General features: G+C 58.8%; 13 protein-coding genes. 7 read left to right on the top strand and 6 right to left on the bottom strand.

All coding sequences use genetic code 11. From position 1 onward, the window contains the following. The first annotated feature begins 4 nt into the window (after positions 1 to 4). A complete protein-coding gene (locus tag EBB56_RS04565; RefSeq protein WP_124803108.1) occupies positions 5 to 706 on the top strand; it encodes a metal-binding protein ZinT in 702 nt (233 codons plus the stop codon). Between the two features lie 59 nt (positions 707 to 765). Here the strand turns inward: EBB56_RS04565 and EBB56_RS04570 are convergent, their stop codons facing one another. The 3 genes from EBB56_RS04570 to EBB56_RS04580 form a co-directional block, all read right to left on the bottom strand. After that, positions 766 to 1,995 (bottom strand): type II toxin-antitoxin system HipA family toxin, encoded by a 1,230-nt coding sequence (locus EBB56_RS04570; protein WP_124803110.1) that lies wholly within the window; start codon positions 1,993 to 1,995, stop codon positions 766 to 768. Beyond that, on the bottom strand, positions 1,988 to 2,572 hold the full coding sequence (locus EBB56_RS04575; protein ID WP_124803112.1) for a helix-turn-helix domain-containing protein: 585 nt from the start codon (positions 2,570 to 2,572) through the stop codon (positions 1,988 to 1,990). The genes EBB56_RS04570 and EBB56_RS04575 overlap by 8 nt, the downstream gene beginning before the upstream one ends. A 781-nt stretch (positions 2,573 to 3,353) precedes the next feature. Beyond that, positions 3,354 to 3,557 (bottom strand): cold-shock protein, encoded by a 204-nt coding sequence (locus EBB56_RS04580; protein ID WP_045993826.1) that lies wholly within the window; start codon positions 3,555 to 3,557, stop codon positions 3,354 to 3,356. A gap of 621 nt (positions 3,558 to 4,178) precedes the next feature. Between EBB56_RS04580 and EBB56_RS04585 the strand changes: the two genes are divergently transcribed. From EBB56_RS04585 to EBB56_RS04600, 4 genes are all read left to right on the top strand, one after another. Continuing rightward, positions 4,179 to 4,994 carry a CsgG/HfaB family protein gene (locus tag EBB56_RS04585; protein WP_045993825.1) on the top strand — a complete coding sequence of 272 codons (816 nt, stop codon included), beginning with the start codon at positions 4,179 to 4,181 and terminating at the stop codon, positions 4,992 to 4,994. A 29-nt stretch (positions 4,995 to 5,023) separates the two neighbouring features. After that, on the top strand, positions 5,024 to 5,758 hold the full coding sequence (locus EBB56_RS04590; RefSeq protein ID WP_045993824.1) for a hypothetical protein: 735 nt from the start codon (positions 5,024 to 5,026) through the stop codon (positions 5,756 to 5,758). Between the two features lie 152 nt (positions 5,759 to 5,910). Beyond that, positions 5,911 to 6,327: a hypothetical protein gene (locus tag EBB56_RS04595; RefSeq protein ID WP_045993823.1), complete on the top strand. Its 417-nt coding sequence runs from the start codon at positions 5,911 to 5,913 to the stop codon at positions 6,325 to 6,327. Between the two features lie 349 nt (positions 6,328 to 6,676). Further along, positions 6,677 to 8,092, top strand: a complete 1,416-nt coding sequence (locus tag EBB56_RS04600) for a sigma-54 dependent transcriptional regulator (protein WP_083970521.1) — start codon at positions 6,677 to 6,679, stop codon at positions 8,090 to 8,092. Between the two features lie 174 nt (positions 8,093 to 8,266). Here the strand turns inward: EBB56_RS04600 and EBB56_RS04605 are convergent, their stop codons facing one another. Together EBB56_RS04605 and EBB56_RS04610 are read right to left on the bottom strand one after the other, a co-directional pair. Continuing rightward, positions 8,267 to 10,525 (bottom strand): ATP-binding protein, encoded by a 2,259-nt coding sequence (locus EBB56_RS04605; protein WP_124803114.1) that lies wholly within the window; start codon positions 10,523 to 10,525, stop codon positions 8,267 to 8,269. A 3-nt stretch (positions 10,526 to 10,528) separates the two neighbouring features. Next, positions 10,529 to 11,044: a hypothetical protein gene (locus tag EBB56_RS04610; RefSeq protein WP_124803116.1), complete on the bottom strand. Its 516-nt coding sequence runs from the start codon at positions 11,042 to 11,044 to the stop codon at positions 10,529 to 10,531. A gap of 117 nt (positions 11,045 to 11,161) precedes the next feature. Here EBB56_RS04610 and EBB56_RS04615 point away from each other — a divergent pair, with 117 nt between their 5' ends. Continuing rightward, positions 11,162 to 11,854: a response regulator transcription factor gene (locus tag EBB56_RS04615; RefSeq protein WP_108133670.1), complete on the top strand. Its 693-nt coding sequence runs from the start codon at positions 11,162 to 11,164 to the stop codon at positions 11,852 to 11,854. Between the two features lie 192 nt (positions 11,855 to 12,046). On the opposite strand, the gene EBB56_RS04620 is transcribed toward EBB56_RS04615, so the two are convergent. Beyond that, the gene (locus tag EBB56_RS04620; protein ID WP_260425285.1) at positions 12,047 to 12,844 is read right to left on the bottom strand and encodes an OBAP family protein; all 798 of its coding nucleotides are present in this window, start codon (positions 12,842 to 12,844) and stop codon (positions 12,047 to 12,049) included. Between the two features lie 439 nt (positions 12,845 to 13,283). On the opposite strand from EBB56_RS04620, the gene EBB56_RS04625 reads away from it, so the two are divergent. Continuing rightward, complete coding sequence (locus EBB56_RS04625) at positions 13,284 to 14,072, top strand: CmcJ/NvfI family oxidoreductase (RefSeq protein WP_108133668.1); 789 nt, start codon at positions 13,284 to 13,286, stop codon at positions 14,070 to 14,072. The last annotated feature ends 191 nt before the right edge of the window (positions 14,073 to 14,263 follow it).

The following is a 14,263-nucleotide window of genomic DNA, read 5'->3' on the forward strand; positions in this document are numbered from 1 at the left end:
GACGATGGACCCGATTCTGACCCGCCGCATGGCCGTCGCCGCACTCAGCGCCCTGACACTGGCGACCGCCCCCCTGGCCCTCGCACAAAGCGATTCCGCGGCCAGTGAAGCGCACGATCACGATCACGATCACGATCACGACCATCATGATCATGAGCATGATCACGCCAAGGACATCTACGCCGGCTATTTCGACGACGACCAGATCAAGGACCGGCCGCTGTCCGACTGGGAAGGCGACTGGCAGTCCGTCTACCCCTACCTGCTGGACGGCACCCTCGACGAGGTGTTCGCCCACAAGGCCCAGCAGAGCGATGACAAGAGCGCCGAGGAATACAAGGCGTACTACGAGATCGGTTACGAGACCGACGTCGACCGTATCGTCATCGATGGCTCTACCGTCTCCTTCCACGAAGATGGTCAGGTGCTCTCCGGCGAATACGCCTCCGACGGCTACGAGGTGCTGACCTACAAGGCCGGCAACCGCGGCGTTCGTTACATCTTCGAGTACCAGGGTGAAGACGACAGCCTGCCGAACTACATCCAGTTCAGCGACCATGCCATCTACCCGACCGAGGCCGATCACTACCACCTGTACTGGGGTGACGACCGTGCGGCCCTGCTTGAAGAAGTCACCAACTGGCCGACCTACTACCCCTCCGAACTGGATGGCCAGGGTATCGTCGGCGAAATGCTGGCCCACTAAGGCCCAGGCACAGAGAGACCAAAGCCCCTCGAACGAGGGGCTTTCTTCGGCAGCCCGCACTATTGCGCAATCGGAAGAGTCTTGAGGTGAGTCTCGATCGCCTCTCGAACTTGCGATGTCATCGGAAGGTCAAGCTTTTCAGCCTGCCAATGCTGCTGAAACAGCGCGACGGTCTCCAAAGCCGTATCCCGAACCAGTTTTCCGGGAAGGGCAGCCTTGGCTGCCATATGCTTCAGTTCGTCAAAGGTCAGCTCGGAAAACGCGCGAGTCCGACTCACCCTGAGCCCCAGGTCATCGCTCGGGATATAGGGAATCGTCGAGACCAGATCATAAGCAGGAGCGAGCGCGGCACGACGCCGGTCGGGGTAAATCAGCGACCAGTTTTTCAGATGCATATCGCCGTTTCCGATCAGCGCGCAGAACACCAGACGCCGCACGAACTCTACGATGTCCGCCTCACAGGTCTCGGCAGCCAGCACTTGGGCGATGTTGCGCATGGTCGCTTTCTGGTATTTTTGCTCGGCGTAGACACCGTAGACCTGCGCGAAATCTTCGATATGAACGGCGCTACCATCTGACAGCCTGTCAAAGCGTTCGATCACAAAGGCACGCTGTCCGACCCTGTCGATACCTTCAGGCAAATTGTCGATAGCGTCAGTGTCGACAAGATCGATCAGCGGGACATCTATCCCGACAAGACGCGCAAGCGTCATCATCGAATACTCGTTCTCAGGCACTGCGTCGAACTCTCGCGACGGGAGTTTCACGATCCAGGAACCGCCCACACCAGATGCGGGAATCGTCAGACCACCAGACGGTGCGAGAGCCGCAGATAACTTTAGCTGAACGCCCGCGAGCGAAAACCGCAAGGCGCCCATGGAGGGAACTGAGCCGGCGTCAGCGGCACCATTTGCTCCACCGCCCGACGCCGACCACGCCTCGTCGTCGGCGAACCTGATGGTGACCGCGCCGGGCAGGTCGTGGCCGAGTGCCGACAGTAGATGAAATTCTCGCTCGGCGTTCACGCCAGCCTTTTCTGCAAGATAGGTGCGCAAATGCCCTTCCGGCAGAAGGTTGGAAAAAAAAGGCATCAGGCGCTTTTGATAAACGCGGAAGTCCGAAAGCAGTCCACCGAACTCGTCCTTGAAAGCGAGCCCCAGGGTCGGCCTGTCAGGGTCATCGATATAGCCATCATTGAAAGCGAAGATCGTCCGGTCGCCACCCACGTTGGTGAGCGTACCAACCGGCTCTCCGTAAAGCAGTACATCGAGCACAGAGACATCAGTCATCGCCCTCCTCCTCCAGGTGATAGGCTGGCCTGGGCGCACGCGACGTCGCTTGAGATGCCGCGTGCCGGGCCAACTGAGTGCGCAGGGTGGCGATGGCTTTTGCAGCGCCCTCGATCGCCTCCTGGCTGGCGGCAGGCTCAATCGACTCGACGGCGCATCGCACCTGTTGCACTACATCGGGGTCAAGCTGACTGTGGATCTGGGTGATCTCGCGCATACGGCGCTTGAGAGCATCGTAATTCCCCGTGGGCATCTGGGTAGCGAGTACATCGACCTTGTCGCGCAGGCGCTGGAGTTCTCGCAGAGTCTCTCCGTTGGCGGGCGGCGTGTCGGCGACGCTACGAACAATCGATTGAACCGCCGGGATCGCCTTGCGAGGAACGAGCATCAAATCCAGTTCCAAAGCGTGGGCGATCGACGAAAGACTCGAGACACGCAAGTCAACGCCATGGTTCTCGATCTTCGAGATATGCGACTGCGGCACGCCTGCAAGCTTGCTCAGCTCCCGCTGGCTAAGCCCCTTGGCCTCCCGAGCGGCCTTGAGTCGTGCCGCCAGGTGCTCTACCCCGTAACTCATCGATTCGCCCTACCGTCCCGACAGACATCAAATATCTATAAAAATAGATCGGAAGGACCAATTGATCAATTTTTATAGATCACCAGTGACATTCGTCTACGCCATGGTCGCCGACAGCGCAGTATCGGCGCGAGGTCCCGGACTGGACGCCAGAAAGAACGCAGCACGGGCTTCACCCACCAGGGGACGCGCCTCGCAGCGCTCTGCCAATGGCGCCAAGGAACCCAGTATCGGTCATGTACCGACAAGACTAGAAAGGTAAGTCCGGCAAGCCGAGTAGCGCGACAAGGGAGCGAAACAAAGCCGCCATGAGGTTAGGCGCTGTCCGAAAAGTCGACGAGCGAAGGTTAGACAAGGCAAAAATCGGTGAGAAAGCGCAGTTTACGGGGTGTAAATGAGCATTTTGATCCGATTTTTAACGCCGTATTACCGAGCGCAGGCACTTTTCAGACAAGCCCTAGAACCGAAACGGGTCAAGGCGCTGAAGTGCGATACCAGTGAGATAAAGCAGACAAAAGAGATCCCGAGAAAGGCATCAAGGTAAGGAAGAAAGCCTCTCCTCTCCCACGGCGTTCGACCAGGAAAAGCGGGAAGGTAGCGGGGCTAGATGGCGGGGCTGGATAACCGGGCCAAGCGGCTTCGCAAGACAACCCGAGCAGGCGGAGACCGAAAAGAAGATCAACGCCGGCCACGCACGGCCAGACCTAAACTTTTCACACACAAAAACGACAAGACCCGCCGAAGCGGGTCTTGTCATTCATCTCAGTAACCTAACTAGAAGTTAGATAACCTTGATGTTAGAAGCCTGAAGGCCTTTCTTGCCCTGGGTCACGTCAAAAGAAACCTCTTGACCGTCCTGCAGGGACTTGAAACCTTCAGCCTTGATTTCGGAGAAGTGGGCGAACAGGTCGTCACCACCGTCGGCCGGAGAAATGAAGCCGAAACCTTTAGCGTCGTTGAACCACTTAACTGTGCCAGTTGCCATGATCGATTTCCTTAACGCAGAGCGTTGTCATTACAGTTTGCCGGGTGTCATCCCAGAAATATGGATATAACAAGGGGGATATTGCCAGGCTACCGAATGATTCGATCACTACTGAAATATACGACTTGCTAACCAACGAGAAGCATCGTCTCACGGCTCGCCGCGCCTTGTCAAACCTTTTTATAGCATGGCAACAGAACTTTCGCACGTTGCGCTGCTGGTCCTCGGGACGATCGAAAAAACATCATCAAGATCCGATAAAAAACTGAATTATCAATAACTTACACGAAATCAGCCTGCGTGATCGACATTGGCATCGTCCGGTACGGCCAGGCGATGGCGGCAATCACCCACGCTTTCGTCCTGCTCTCGGCCCAGCACTCCTGTCAATCGCGCGCCGCATGTGTACGACGGTTTCTCCTAATTCAGTCGTGCAAAACGCCAGAGTCTGGCGATTCGCCACGCTTTCCCTCTAGCAAAACGCTTCGGTTGGCCGAACACGGCTACCTCAAATCATCTCCTCGCTGCTATTCACTACCCCAACCTATTGAATAAAAAGACCAATTTGTCTTTCTGGCACGACTTGAGCAATAGCCATGTCAATCACAGGAGGACGCCAGGATGAAGGTCTCGCTGCCCCACAAACTCACCACCGCCTTAGCACTCACTGCAACCCTGGGTGGCTGCGCCTCCATCGGTACCGATCCCGTGGCACCGCGTGAAGGCTCGCGAGTGATGACCAACCACACGCCCTACACCCGCTGCCTGAGCGCACTCAGCCAACAACCCGGTGAAAACCTGCCAGTGGTCAGCGTAGGACAGATCCTCGACCGGACCGGCCAAGTCAGCTACTCGACCATCACCGAGAGCCGCACCTTGACCCAAGGCGTGTCTGAAATGCTGATCAGCGCGCTCTACAAGACCCGCAAGGTACGCCTGGCCGAGCGCCTCGACATTCGCATTCCGCTAGCCGAGCGCCAGCTCAAGGATGCCGGAGCCATGCAACGCGCGCCCGCAGCGCTCAACGTGCAGCCCGTCAACTACGTCATTCTCGGCGCACTCACCGAGCTCAACTACAACATCCTGACCCAGGGGGCACGCCTTTATGTAGGACTGATAGGCGCAAGCAACCGAGAAGCGGTCATCAACGTAGGCCTGGATCTCCGAGTGGTGGACGCCACTACCTTTCAGACCGTCTACGTCACCAGTTTGCAAAAGCAGATTGTCGGCAACCAGGTGGAAGCGGGCGTCTATCGCTTCTTCGACAATCAGCTCGTGGAATTCGATGCCGGGACGGTGAGGAACGAACCTCTCCAGCTCGGTGTTCGATCCGTCGTGGAAATGGCTGCATACCAGATCCTGACGGAAGGGCTCGGCCTGCCGATCAACGACACCCAAGCGTGTCAGGTGGCAGACGGGCATTACCCTGCGGCTTGAAAACATCCGAAAAAACAAGGAACGCCGTCATGAAAACTCAGCAAAAAACCGCACTGTCCGCTGCTATCGCCCTCACTGGTCTGATGTCAGCCTCCTCGGCCTTGGCCTTCGACTCGGTGACCTGGGTGTGGGATGCCACGGTCAACAGCACGGTCGACACTTCGGCGCTGTCTGAAGTCAATGTCGCCCCCGAAGGCCTGAACATGACCGAAAATGACCAGACCGCCCTGGGCACCATCAGCGCCACTAGCCTGGTCACCGCCGTCGACAACACCATCATACCGCTGCTCGATGGAAACGCCTTTGAAGACCTGGCGGCGGTAGAAAGCATCGCGACCGCAGTGGGTAACAACGCCGCGATCGAGTCCGATGTGTCGACCCAAACCGACAACTCTCAGGTGTACGCGGGGCTCGACGCCTCAGTCGGCACGCCGCTGACCGGAGAACTGGTGGATGCCACGCTGCCTGGTGCCGTCACCGCGACCGCCTCGGCACTCGCCATCCTCAACGCCACAGTAGACGTTGACGCAACGGCCGTAGGCAACAACATGACCGTCGACCTGACCACCCTGTCTGACAACGACGCCTTCGCCATCACCAACAACGAACAGCTCTCTGTGGCACTGGTCACCAGCACTGCCACTGCCGACGGTGTGCTGTTCAACGGCATCAACGGTATGGGAGGAGGCGATACCGCCGCCGTATCCTCCACCGCCACCGCCGTGGGCAACAACCTGTCGGTCAAGGTGGATGGCAACTTCTGATTCCTCATCTCAACCCTGGCTCGGGCATCCGTGGCCTCCACGGATGCCCTGGGAGTTCTCTCATGACACGCACAGTTAACCGACATGTTTCCGACATTGACTGCCTCCCCCTCGACTCTGGTGCCCTTCCCTCTCGGCGATGGGCCAGCTGGATGGCCGCAGCCCTTGGCGCAGCGCTTCTATCTGCCGGTGGCCCCGCTGAGGCGAGAGATCGAGATCCGCTCGTCGGCCCCTACCCCTACGACTTCCCCGCGCGAGCCAGCATCCAGGGTTCCCTCATCCTGCAGGAGGCACGGCGTCGCAATAACGGTAGTGGAGGTTCAGGATCTGGCGGCAGCGGCAGCATTAATGCCGGTGCCATCGTCAACAACAATTCCACGTCGATCGCCGTGGGCAACTGGCAACAGATCGAAATGACCCTGGGCGATGGGGCAGAGGGTCTGATCATGACCGAAAACCATCAGACTAATGAAGCCGAGGCCAACGCCCTGTCAAAGATCAATACCACGCTGAACCTGGATGCCGAGAGCTCAGAGGACGTGCTTTCCAACGAACAAACAGCGAAGTAGCAATAACTTGCCCTAGCAATAATGAGAAATTCAGTACTCAAAGTGGAATAACTACGAATGGAGTACCAGCCAAATCCCAGACAATGTCAAACACTGTTAAAGCAACCTTTAAAACAAGGAAAGCTGCTTCGAGTCTGGCTAGGGTGGCAATTGACTCTTGTACGAATCAGAAAGGCTGCGGCAACCGGTACACCCGTTCATACCGAAGCCATCGGTGTCATCAAACCCGATCGCCAAGCGCTGATCGGACGGCGCACTGAAAGATGGCGACGCACGCATCCAAAGAGCACCTCGAGTGACAACTCGTACAAGCTCTGAAACCGGCTTAGAGCCAGCCAAGGGTATTGCCATGACGTCTTACAATGCGCAGGAGCATCACCTTACTTCAACCACATGTCTCCCCAAGCCTGGAGTGCTGATCATCGTAGTCGAGGATGACACCGATACCGCTCACCTCTATCAGACCATCCTGGCCACGCGTTACCACCACGTGGCCGTCTGCCACAGCGGTAGTGAAGCCGTCGCCAGGCTGGTCAGCCACCAAGGCCCTGCCGTAGTGGTACTGGACTACCACCTTCCCGACATGACCGGTATCGAAGTCATGGCCACCTGTCGTGACCTTGAACACCCAGTCGCCTGCATGATGGTGTCCGCCGACCGCCTGAACGACCAGGAGGCCGGATGCGGCGAGGCGATACGTCTGACCAAGCCGCTCGGCTGTCAGACGCTGCTGCAGTGGACCGCAAAGCTCGTGCACAAGGTACAGACTGCAGTTCACGGCGAAGGCCCCGGCGACCATGCCCCCGAAAATCTGCTGATCGGTCAGAGCGCCGCCATGCAACACCTCCGCACGCTCATCCCACGCTTGGCGCAGTCGCGTTCTCCCTTGTGGCTACACGGAGAAAGCGGGACCGGAAAGGAACTCGCAGCGCGCAGTGTGCACTACTGCAGCCCAAGATCCTCCGGTCCGTTTGTGGCCGTTAACTGCGCAGCATTTCCCGAGGCACTGATCGAATCCATGCTCTTTGGTCACGTCAAAGGAGCCTTCAGTGGGGCCACGCGGGATCACAAGGGTTTCTTCGAAGCGGCCGACCAGGGCACCCTGTTTCTCGACGAAGTCGGCGATATGCCACTTCCCTTCCAGGCCAAGCTGTTGCGCGCACTTCAGACCGGCACCATCACTCCCGTGGGAAGCACGCGAGACGTTCGTGTCGATTGCCGGGTGATCACCGCCTGCCACCGAGACTTGGCGCAGTCCGTGCGAGAGGGGGCGTTTCGGGAGGATCTCTATTACCGTCTCAACGTTCTGAGTCTTGCCTTGCCACCCCTGCGCGAGCGACAAGGGGACGCCTTGATGCTGGCAGATCACCTGCTGGAGTCGCTGGCCAGAGAAGAACGTATCGCAGTCTGCCCCCTGGATGAGGAGGCCAGAAACTGGATCCAGCAGCACGACTGGCCCGGCAATGTCCGAGAACTGGAAAATCGTCTGAGGCGCGCCTTGCTGCTATGCGACGGAAAAGCGATAACGGTCAACAACCTGATGCTGAACGATGACGAGCGCCTTCCGTCCGCACTCCCGCCCTCGCAAGCGCCGTCTGGCGTCGGTATACACTTCAGCCCAGGTCGCATGACCTTGCGCCAGATAGAAGACGCGGCCATCGAAGCGACTCTGGAAGCCTGCGACGGCTGTATAGAACGCGCCGCCCGGCAACTCGGAGTGGCGGCGTCCACCTTGCACCGACGGCGCAGGCGCCAGGCCGCCTGAGGCATGTCGAGACCAGCGGCCCGGACACCAGCAAACTCACACACTGTCCTCAGACAAACCTGGGGCGGACGCCGGTCCCCGCCTCCTCGGTACCTGACATGGGACACTCGAACGCCAAGGTCCATCGCCGATGACACTGCGACAAGACCTTATGCATCGGTGCTGCTAGGCCGCTCAGGACAGATCGACACCCCTGCCACGCCATTGGCAAACCGCGTCACTACCCCCGCGCTCGATACGGGCAATTTGCTCGCGACAGTGCGACATTTTTGCCTTCGGCGCCAACTGCTCCAGGCGCGCCGCTTCCGCGGCAAGCTGCCGACACCCCAACGAGGCCGCCGCGCCCTTGAGCGAGTGCGCCTCGCGTTTGATCCGCTCACGGTCACTGCCATCGACAGCCTCGCGCAACGCTTCGACCCGACCATCGAGTCGAGAGAAAAACGCTGCGAGCAGCGACTTCAACGTCTCATGCTCCAGGCTCTGCTTGAGTTCGATCACGGTGTCAGCATCCAGGCCGCCCCTCCCGACGCAGCTGTGATCCTGCACGGGCCTGGCGGCGTCAACATCGGCAACCTGCTCGGGCGCGTAGTCAAAAGGCACGACATGCAAAGCAGCCTGACGGCGCCTGGGTGGGTAAGCGCGAAGGACATCGGCCAGCTCCAGCCGCGTGAAAGGCTTGCTCAGAATGTCGTCCATTCCCGCATCACGACATGCCTGCCGATGCTCCGGCATGACATTGGCCGTCATGGCCACAATAGGCAGGTGGCCCTCGCCCTCTTCGGCACGAAAGCGCCGAGTCGTCTCCACGCCATCCATGCAGGGCATCTGCATATCCATCAGCACCAGGTCATAGTCCTTGCACTTCATCGCAGCCAGCCCCTGCTCTCCGTCTTCGACAAGGTCGAAGGTCTGACCGAGGCGCTTGAGCAAAGCGGCCACCAGATCCCGGTTGACAGGGTTGTCTTCCACCACCAGCAGATGTCGTGAGGCCAGTGCTTCAGACGGATCGTCGAGCAGACGCTCGCTGACACCCTCGGCGGCGCTCAGTGGAAGACAAAAGCGAAAGACGCTGCCCAGGCCCGGCATGCTGTTCAATTCAAGGTTTCCCCCCATGGCTTCTATCAGCCGGTAGCAAATCGCCAGGCCAAGACCGGTCCCCTCGTGACGGCGCGACAGAGATGTATCCACTTGCGTGAATGGCTCGAAAAGCGCGGCCTGGGCCTGTTTGTCGATGCCGACTCCAGTATCACGCACCTCGAAGATGATCGACGCAGGCTTTCGCGATTGGACAGCGAGCGTAATGCTGCCCGCCTGGGTGAACTTGAAGGCGTTGTCCATCAGGTTCATCAGCACTTGTCGTAGGCGGGTCGCATCACCGATCACCACCGCAGGCAAGTCATCACCTAACTGCACGATAAACGACACGTCTCTGGTCTGACGTGATCGATATCCTTCGGCAAGCCTCGCGACCATCCGCGTCAAGGGAAATGGAGAATGGTCAAGATCAAGACGTCCGGCCTCGATCTTCGAGTAGTCCAGTACGTCATTGATGACCGCGCGCAGCGAGGCGGTGCTTTCCCTCAGGGTCGCAAAGTGCTGCTCACGCTTTTCCTGGCAGGGCTCATCCTCGAGCACATCGAGCATGCCCACCACACCATTGAGCGGGGTGCGGACCTCGTGACTCATGATCGCCATGAATTCCGACTTGGCCTGACTCGCCGCTTCTGCCTGCTGCACAGCACGCTGAAGTTCCTGAGACTGCTGCTGCAGACGCTCACCGTGGCGAGCACGAGAGCGCGCCTCGCGCCACAGCGCCATGACAAGATAAGTTCCTGCCAGCATGATCAATATCATCAGCACGAACAGCAGGACGTACACCCGCAGCATGCCCTGCCGGGTCTGTTCACGAACGCTCGCGAGCGCCTTGTTATGGTCGAGCAGCAACCGTTCCGCATCGTCACGCATGGCGCTGATCAGCTGTGACAATTGCCGGCGCTGAGCAGGCAGCGGTGCCAGCGCTTCCTGATAGAGTGGCTGCAGCAGTACATCAATATCTTCAAGGCGGGCATCGAGGTGCCACAATGCTTCGAGGAGCTCAGGTTGTGAAGCCAGATATTCTCGATATTGTCCTTGCTGCAGCAGCTTTATCCGGCCGTAGAGAATGTCGAAACGCTCCATCAGCCGGGTCCAGGAAGAAAGCTCGCCACGAGTACCTGATACGCCGTGCGTCAACTGGCTGTCCACCTGCTCCAGCGCCACTTCGACTTCACGTGATTGACGATCCAGTTGATAGATCGCCCAGGTGACGTTCTCCAGCCCTTCATGTCGCAGTCGATCGTGACGCTGGAAAGCGGTCACACCGATGACAAGACAGGCCGCGAACAGCAAAAGTGCCGCTGCCGCGGATAACTTGAGACCGCGCGCCTCCTTCATCGACTAGTTGTCGTATACATCAATGGCGGCTACCTGCCAGACGGAGCGGGTGAGATAGGTCTCGGTAAGTAGATCGGGATTGTCATCGAACGGGTAGACGATAAAGAGAGGCCCTTGTTCGCGAATGCTCATCGGCTCACCATCCTTGTGGGTCGCCAGCACGACCCCATGTTCAGCAAAGTCAGAGGCCGGCACATCGGCGGCGTAATCGTTCAGCGCGGTGACGCGCAGATCACTCCCTTGTGCTCCCACCTCCGCCAGCAAGGCGACGCCCAGCGGTCCACTGAAGGACACCTTCCCCTCATGCCAGGGAGTCTGTGTCACGATCTCGCCCTGCTCGAGGCTCGCCAACATGGCCATGTCGAAATGTGCCTCGTCACCGACATTGGTCTGGGTGATGTCACCGCTCACCACCAGTACCGTCTTGCCGGCAGGCGACTCCAGCGCCATTGCCTGATTCGCAACAAGCCCAACCGCCAGGACCAGCAGGACAGGAGTCTTGCTCCACAAGGTCTTCATCGACGCATCTCCAAACGTTTGAGCACTTACCTATTCGGTATATGCTAATTTTGGATGTAGGTTTGTGAAACTTTGTCAAACCTGCTCCTGCGAGGCACCAAGACAGGAAACTTCGGTATGCGCATCGCTATCCTCGAAGACGACCCCGACCAGCAGGCTTTGATCGCCGCGGCGCTAGGCGACGGCACAGCCACGCTGACCCCCTTCACCACGGCCCACGACCTGTTTCGGGCAATGCAGAACACAAGTTTCGAGCTACTGGTGCTCGACTGGCGTTTACCGGAGGTCGATGGGTTCGAAGTGCTTGAGACCTTGCGCAATGCGTATCAGTGGCCAGGCGCGGTGCTGTTCATTACTGCCGACGACGCCGAAGACAACGTCGTCCGAGCCCTCGGGGCAGGGGCCGATGACTTTCTGCACAAGCCGCTGCGGGTCCCCGAGCTCAGGGCTCGGATCGAAGCCCTGGGTCGCCGGCTAGGTCACGTAGACAGCGTTGGAACGACGCTGTTCGAATGCGGCCCCCTCCAGCTCGACCTGACGGCAGGGATCATCCGCCTGCATGGCGATATCGTCGAGCTCACCGATCGGGAATATCGGCTGGCTGCCCTGTTTCTCCAGAATCCCGGTCAGCTCTTCACGCGCGCCTATCTGCTTGAGCGAATCTGGAGCGTCAGTGGTGACCTCAATACCCGTACCGTCGACACCCACATCAGCGGCCTTCGGCGCAAGCTGAAGCTGGATGGGCAACAGAACCACCGACTCAAGAGCGTCTATCAACAAGGTTATCGTCTTGAACTGAGCCAGCACTAAACCTCTGCCACGCGACGCCCCCTCCTCCGAGCCCCGCCAAGGCAACAACACGACGCGACACCCTCCTGTGGGCCGCCTGTAGCGTTTGTAGCGCGGCATGCGTCAACCCGGTAGTTAAACCGACATCAAGGGGATGGTCAGCGCCACGCGAAACATCAGCGCAGCCGACCGGTAAAGCTGTGAACGTCAACATCACTCGCTGGTCTTGGCTTCCACACCAGGGATGGGCTGGGTTGACCTGGGAAACTCTCCTTTCAACACATCAACACCCGACTGGGGATTGGCCAGCGGCACCAGATCTTGCCTGGCCTGACGCCGCTCCTCTGTGTCGATCCCCATACGTTGGTCTCGATCTTCGACCAGGCCCGGCTGCGGCTCTCCGGTACGATTAAAGGACCAAGCCAGCTCGGGCTTACCCAGCGGCAACGCCTGGTCTTGTTCATCGCTGTGTGAACTGCTCCATGTGTGCCACGTCTTGCCATAGCTGTTCATCTTGGATTGCATCAGCTCATGATCAGCGGTTTCAGGCAGGTTGGGCGCGACCAATTGGCCAGACAGAATCTCCCCGTTATGGGGATGCCAATATTGCTTCTCTTCTTCAGGCAGGGTCTCAAAAACGCTTTCGGATATGATGTATTCCACCCCGGTGAGGTGGGCATCCGCAGTATTTCCATCGTAAAGCGCACACTGCATGAAGTCTTCATTGATCTGCTGGCAGAAATGATGCGCTTCGAATTGATGGCTTGGCTCATCCTTCATGGGATGGAAACCGACAAGATAGATATTGAGCTGATCCGTCGGTGCGTCGGTCTGCAATGCACTGGCTCCTGCTTCCAGCACATTGGTCTTGGTGCTTTCTGGCTGTCCGGGCACGTCGGCTGCAGGGCCCGTCTCGGCCATCCCTGTACAGCCGTTTAGAACGACGACACACAGAGCCGCTGACGCACCGCGATAAAACACTGGAGTTACAGACACACGCTTATCTTTCATGACCATTCCCTTGGCACGATGAATATCACGCTCACCCATCGCATAAACTGACAGATGCGCCTGGGAGACGTCGTTGCAATAGCATCACGACTATACAAGCCGGCCCTTATCCACATCAACACGCCGAATGCCAGCTTTATATGGCGTCAGCCTTGTCCTTGGCGGCTCTCCCAGCCGTTGTTTATCAGTTATTTAGCGGCTTCTGGGCATAGGGATGAGGACGGAGATGGAGACAACATGCGGAAGCCACGGACGCTTGTCAGCCGTTGATTATTGCCATTCGTGCAATAACAAATTGCAGACAGGCGCCTTTTTTGTGTCTGCACCAATGCACTAAGCTCGCCAACCAGCCTCTTGGACTCGCCACAGCACAGGCGGTCGGCCCAAGTGCATGTCAGTGCTCATCCTCTGACGACTCATCGTGAAGGAGGTCTCGATCATGTCAGCGCCCATCCTTACCCGCTTGGCGTTCGTCAATTATCAGCTCGATCGCCCGGAAGGTCTGCAGATCAAGGTGGACCCGGACGGCGAGACCGGTCGGCGCATTGAGCCGAAGCATGATCGCCAAAGCGTCAGCTTGCAGGATCTGCGCGCTACTCAGCCAAGCTTCGCGTCCCAGGGCCTGCTGTTTCTCGATACGCCCGAGCTTGCCGTGGATGTACGCGACGCCAAGGCGCGCGACCGCCTGCACACGCCAGCCATCGAGGTGTTGCTCAAGCAGCAGCTCGGTGTCAGTGAAGTGCATGTGTTCGACCACACCCTGCGCGGCTTCGAAGGTGAACGCGTGCCGGCGCAGCATGTGCATGTCGACTACTCGCCACGCTCTGGCCCGCAGCGCGTGCGCGATCTGCTGCCGCCCGAGCAGGCGGAGCATTGGCTGAGCGGCCACTACGGCATCGTCAATGTCTGGCAGCCCGTCGAGCAGGCCGTCGCGCGTGACCCGCTGGCATTCGCCGATACCCAAAGCGTGCACCACGAGGACTGGGTCAACATCGACATCCTCTATCCAGATCGCTGCGGCCAGATCCAGGGCCTCGTCCATAATCCGGATCACCGCTGGTACTTCGTCTCACATATGCGCCCCGACGAAGCCATCGTCTTCAATGCCTTCGACAGCGCCGGCAAGCCACCGGTCGCGCATACCGCGGCCGAGCTGCTCGACACGCCCGAAGATGCGCCCACACGCACCAGCCTGGAGACGCGGGTATTGGTCCGCTATCCCGACTGAGGTGCAGCGGCCGTTGGTAGCGGCTGAGCGCCAAGGGCAACATGGCGGATACCGGGCCCATCCAGGTAGCTGACTATTTCTCCTCGGTACCGGCACTCACCGCCAGTTGACGGTCATCCAGGCCTTCCTCCCAGCAGGCATCGCTGTCCCCACGTTTTCGTCTCACATTCTTTGTCATTCAGGAGCTTTGC

The sequence above is a fragment of the Halomonas sp. YLB-10 genome (assembly GCF_003856855.1).
In the GTDB taxonomy this organism is placed as follows: Bacteria; Pseudomonadota; Gammaproteobacteria; order Pseudomonadales; family Halomonadaceae; genus Halomonas; species Halomonas litopenaei.

Excerpts from the sequence above, each read along its gene's own strand:
- EBB56_RS04605 (WP_124803114.1), bottom strand. The coding sequence starts at position 10,525 with ATGAAGGAGGCGCGCGGTCTCAAGTTATCCGCGGCAGCGGCACTTTTG.
- EBB56_RS04570 (WP_124803110.1), bottom strand. The coding sequence starts at position 1,995 with ATGACTGATGTCTCTGTGCTCGATGTACTGCTTTACGGAGAGCCGGTT.
- EBB56_RS04600 (WP_083970521.1), top strand. The coding sequence starts at position 6,677 with ATGACGTCTTACAATGCGCAGGAGCATCACCTTACTTCAACCACATGT.
- EBB56_RS04610 (WP_124803116.1), bottom strand. The coding sequence starts at position 11,044 with ATGAAGACCTTGTGGAGCAAGACTCCTGTCCTGCTGGTCCTGGCGGTT.
- EBB56_RS04615 (WP_108133670.1), top strand. The coding sequence starts at position 11,162 with ATGCGCATCGCTATCCTCGAAGACGACCCCGACCAGCAGGCTTTGATC.
- EBB56_RS04590 (WP_045993824.1), top strand. The coding sequence starts at position 5,024 with ATGAAAACTCAGCAAAAAACCGCACTGTCCGCTGCTATCGCCCTCACT.
- EBB56_RS04585 (WP_045993825.1), top strand. The coding sequence starts at position 4,179 with ATGAAGGTCTCGCTGCCCCACAAACTCACCACCGCCTTAGCACTCACT.
- EBB56_RS04595 (WP_045993823.1), top strand. The coding sequence starts at position 5,911 with ATGGCCGCAGCCCTTGGCGCAGCGCTTCTATCTGCCGGTGGCCCCGCT.
- EBB56_RS04575 (WP_124803112.1), bottom strand. The coding sequence starts at position 2,572 with ATGAGTTACGGGGTAGAGCACCTGGCGGCACGACTCAAGGCCGCTCGG.
- EBB56_RS04565 (WP_124803108.1), top strand. The coding sequence starts at position 5 with ATGGACCCGATTCTGACCCGCCGCATGGCCGTCGCCGCACTCAGCGCC.
- EBB56_RS04620 (WP_260425285.1), bottom strand. The coding sequence starts at position 12,844 with ATGAAAGATAAGCGTGTGTCTGTAACTCCAGTGTTTTATCGCGGTGCG.
- EBB56_RS04580 (WP_045993826.1), bottom strand. The coding sequence starts at position 3,557 with ATGGCAACTGGCACAGTTAAGTGGTTCAACGACGCTAAAGGTTTCGGC.
- EBB56_RS04625 (WP_108133668.1), top strand. The coding sequence starts at position 13,284 with ATGTCAGCGCCCATCCTTACCCGCTTGGCGTTCGTCAATTATCAGCTC.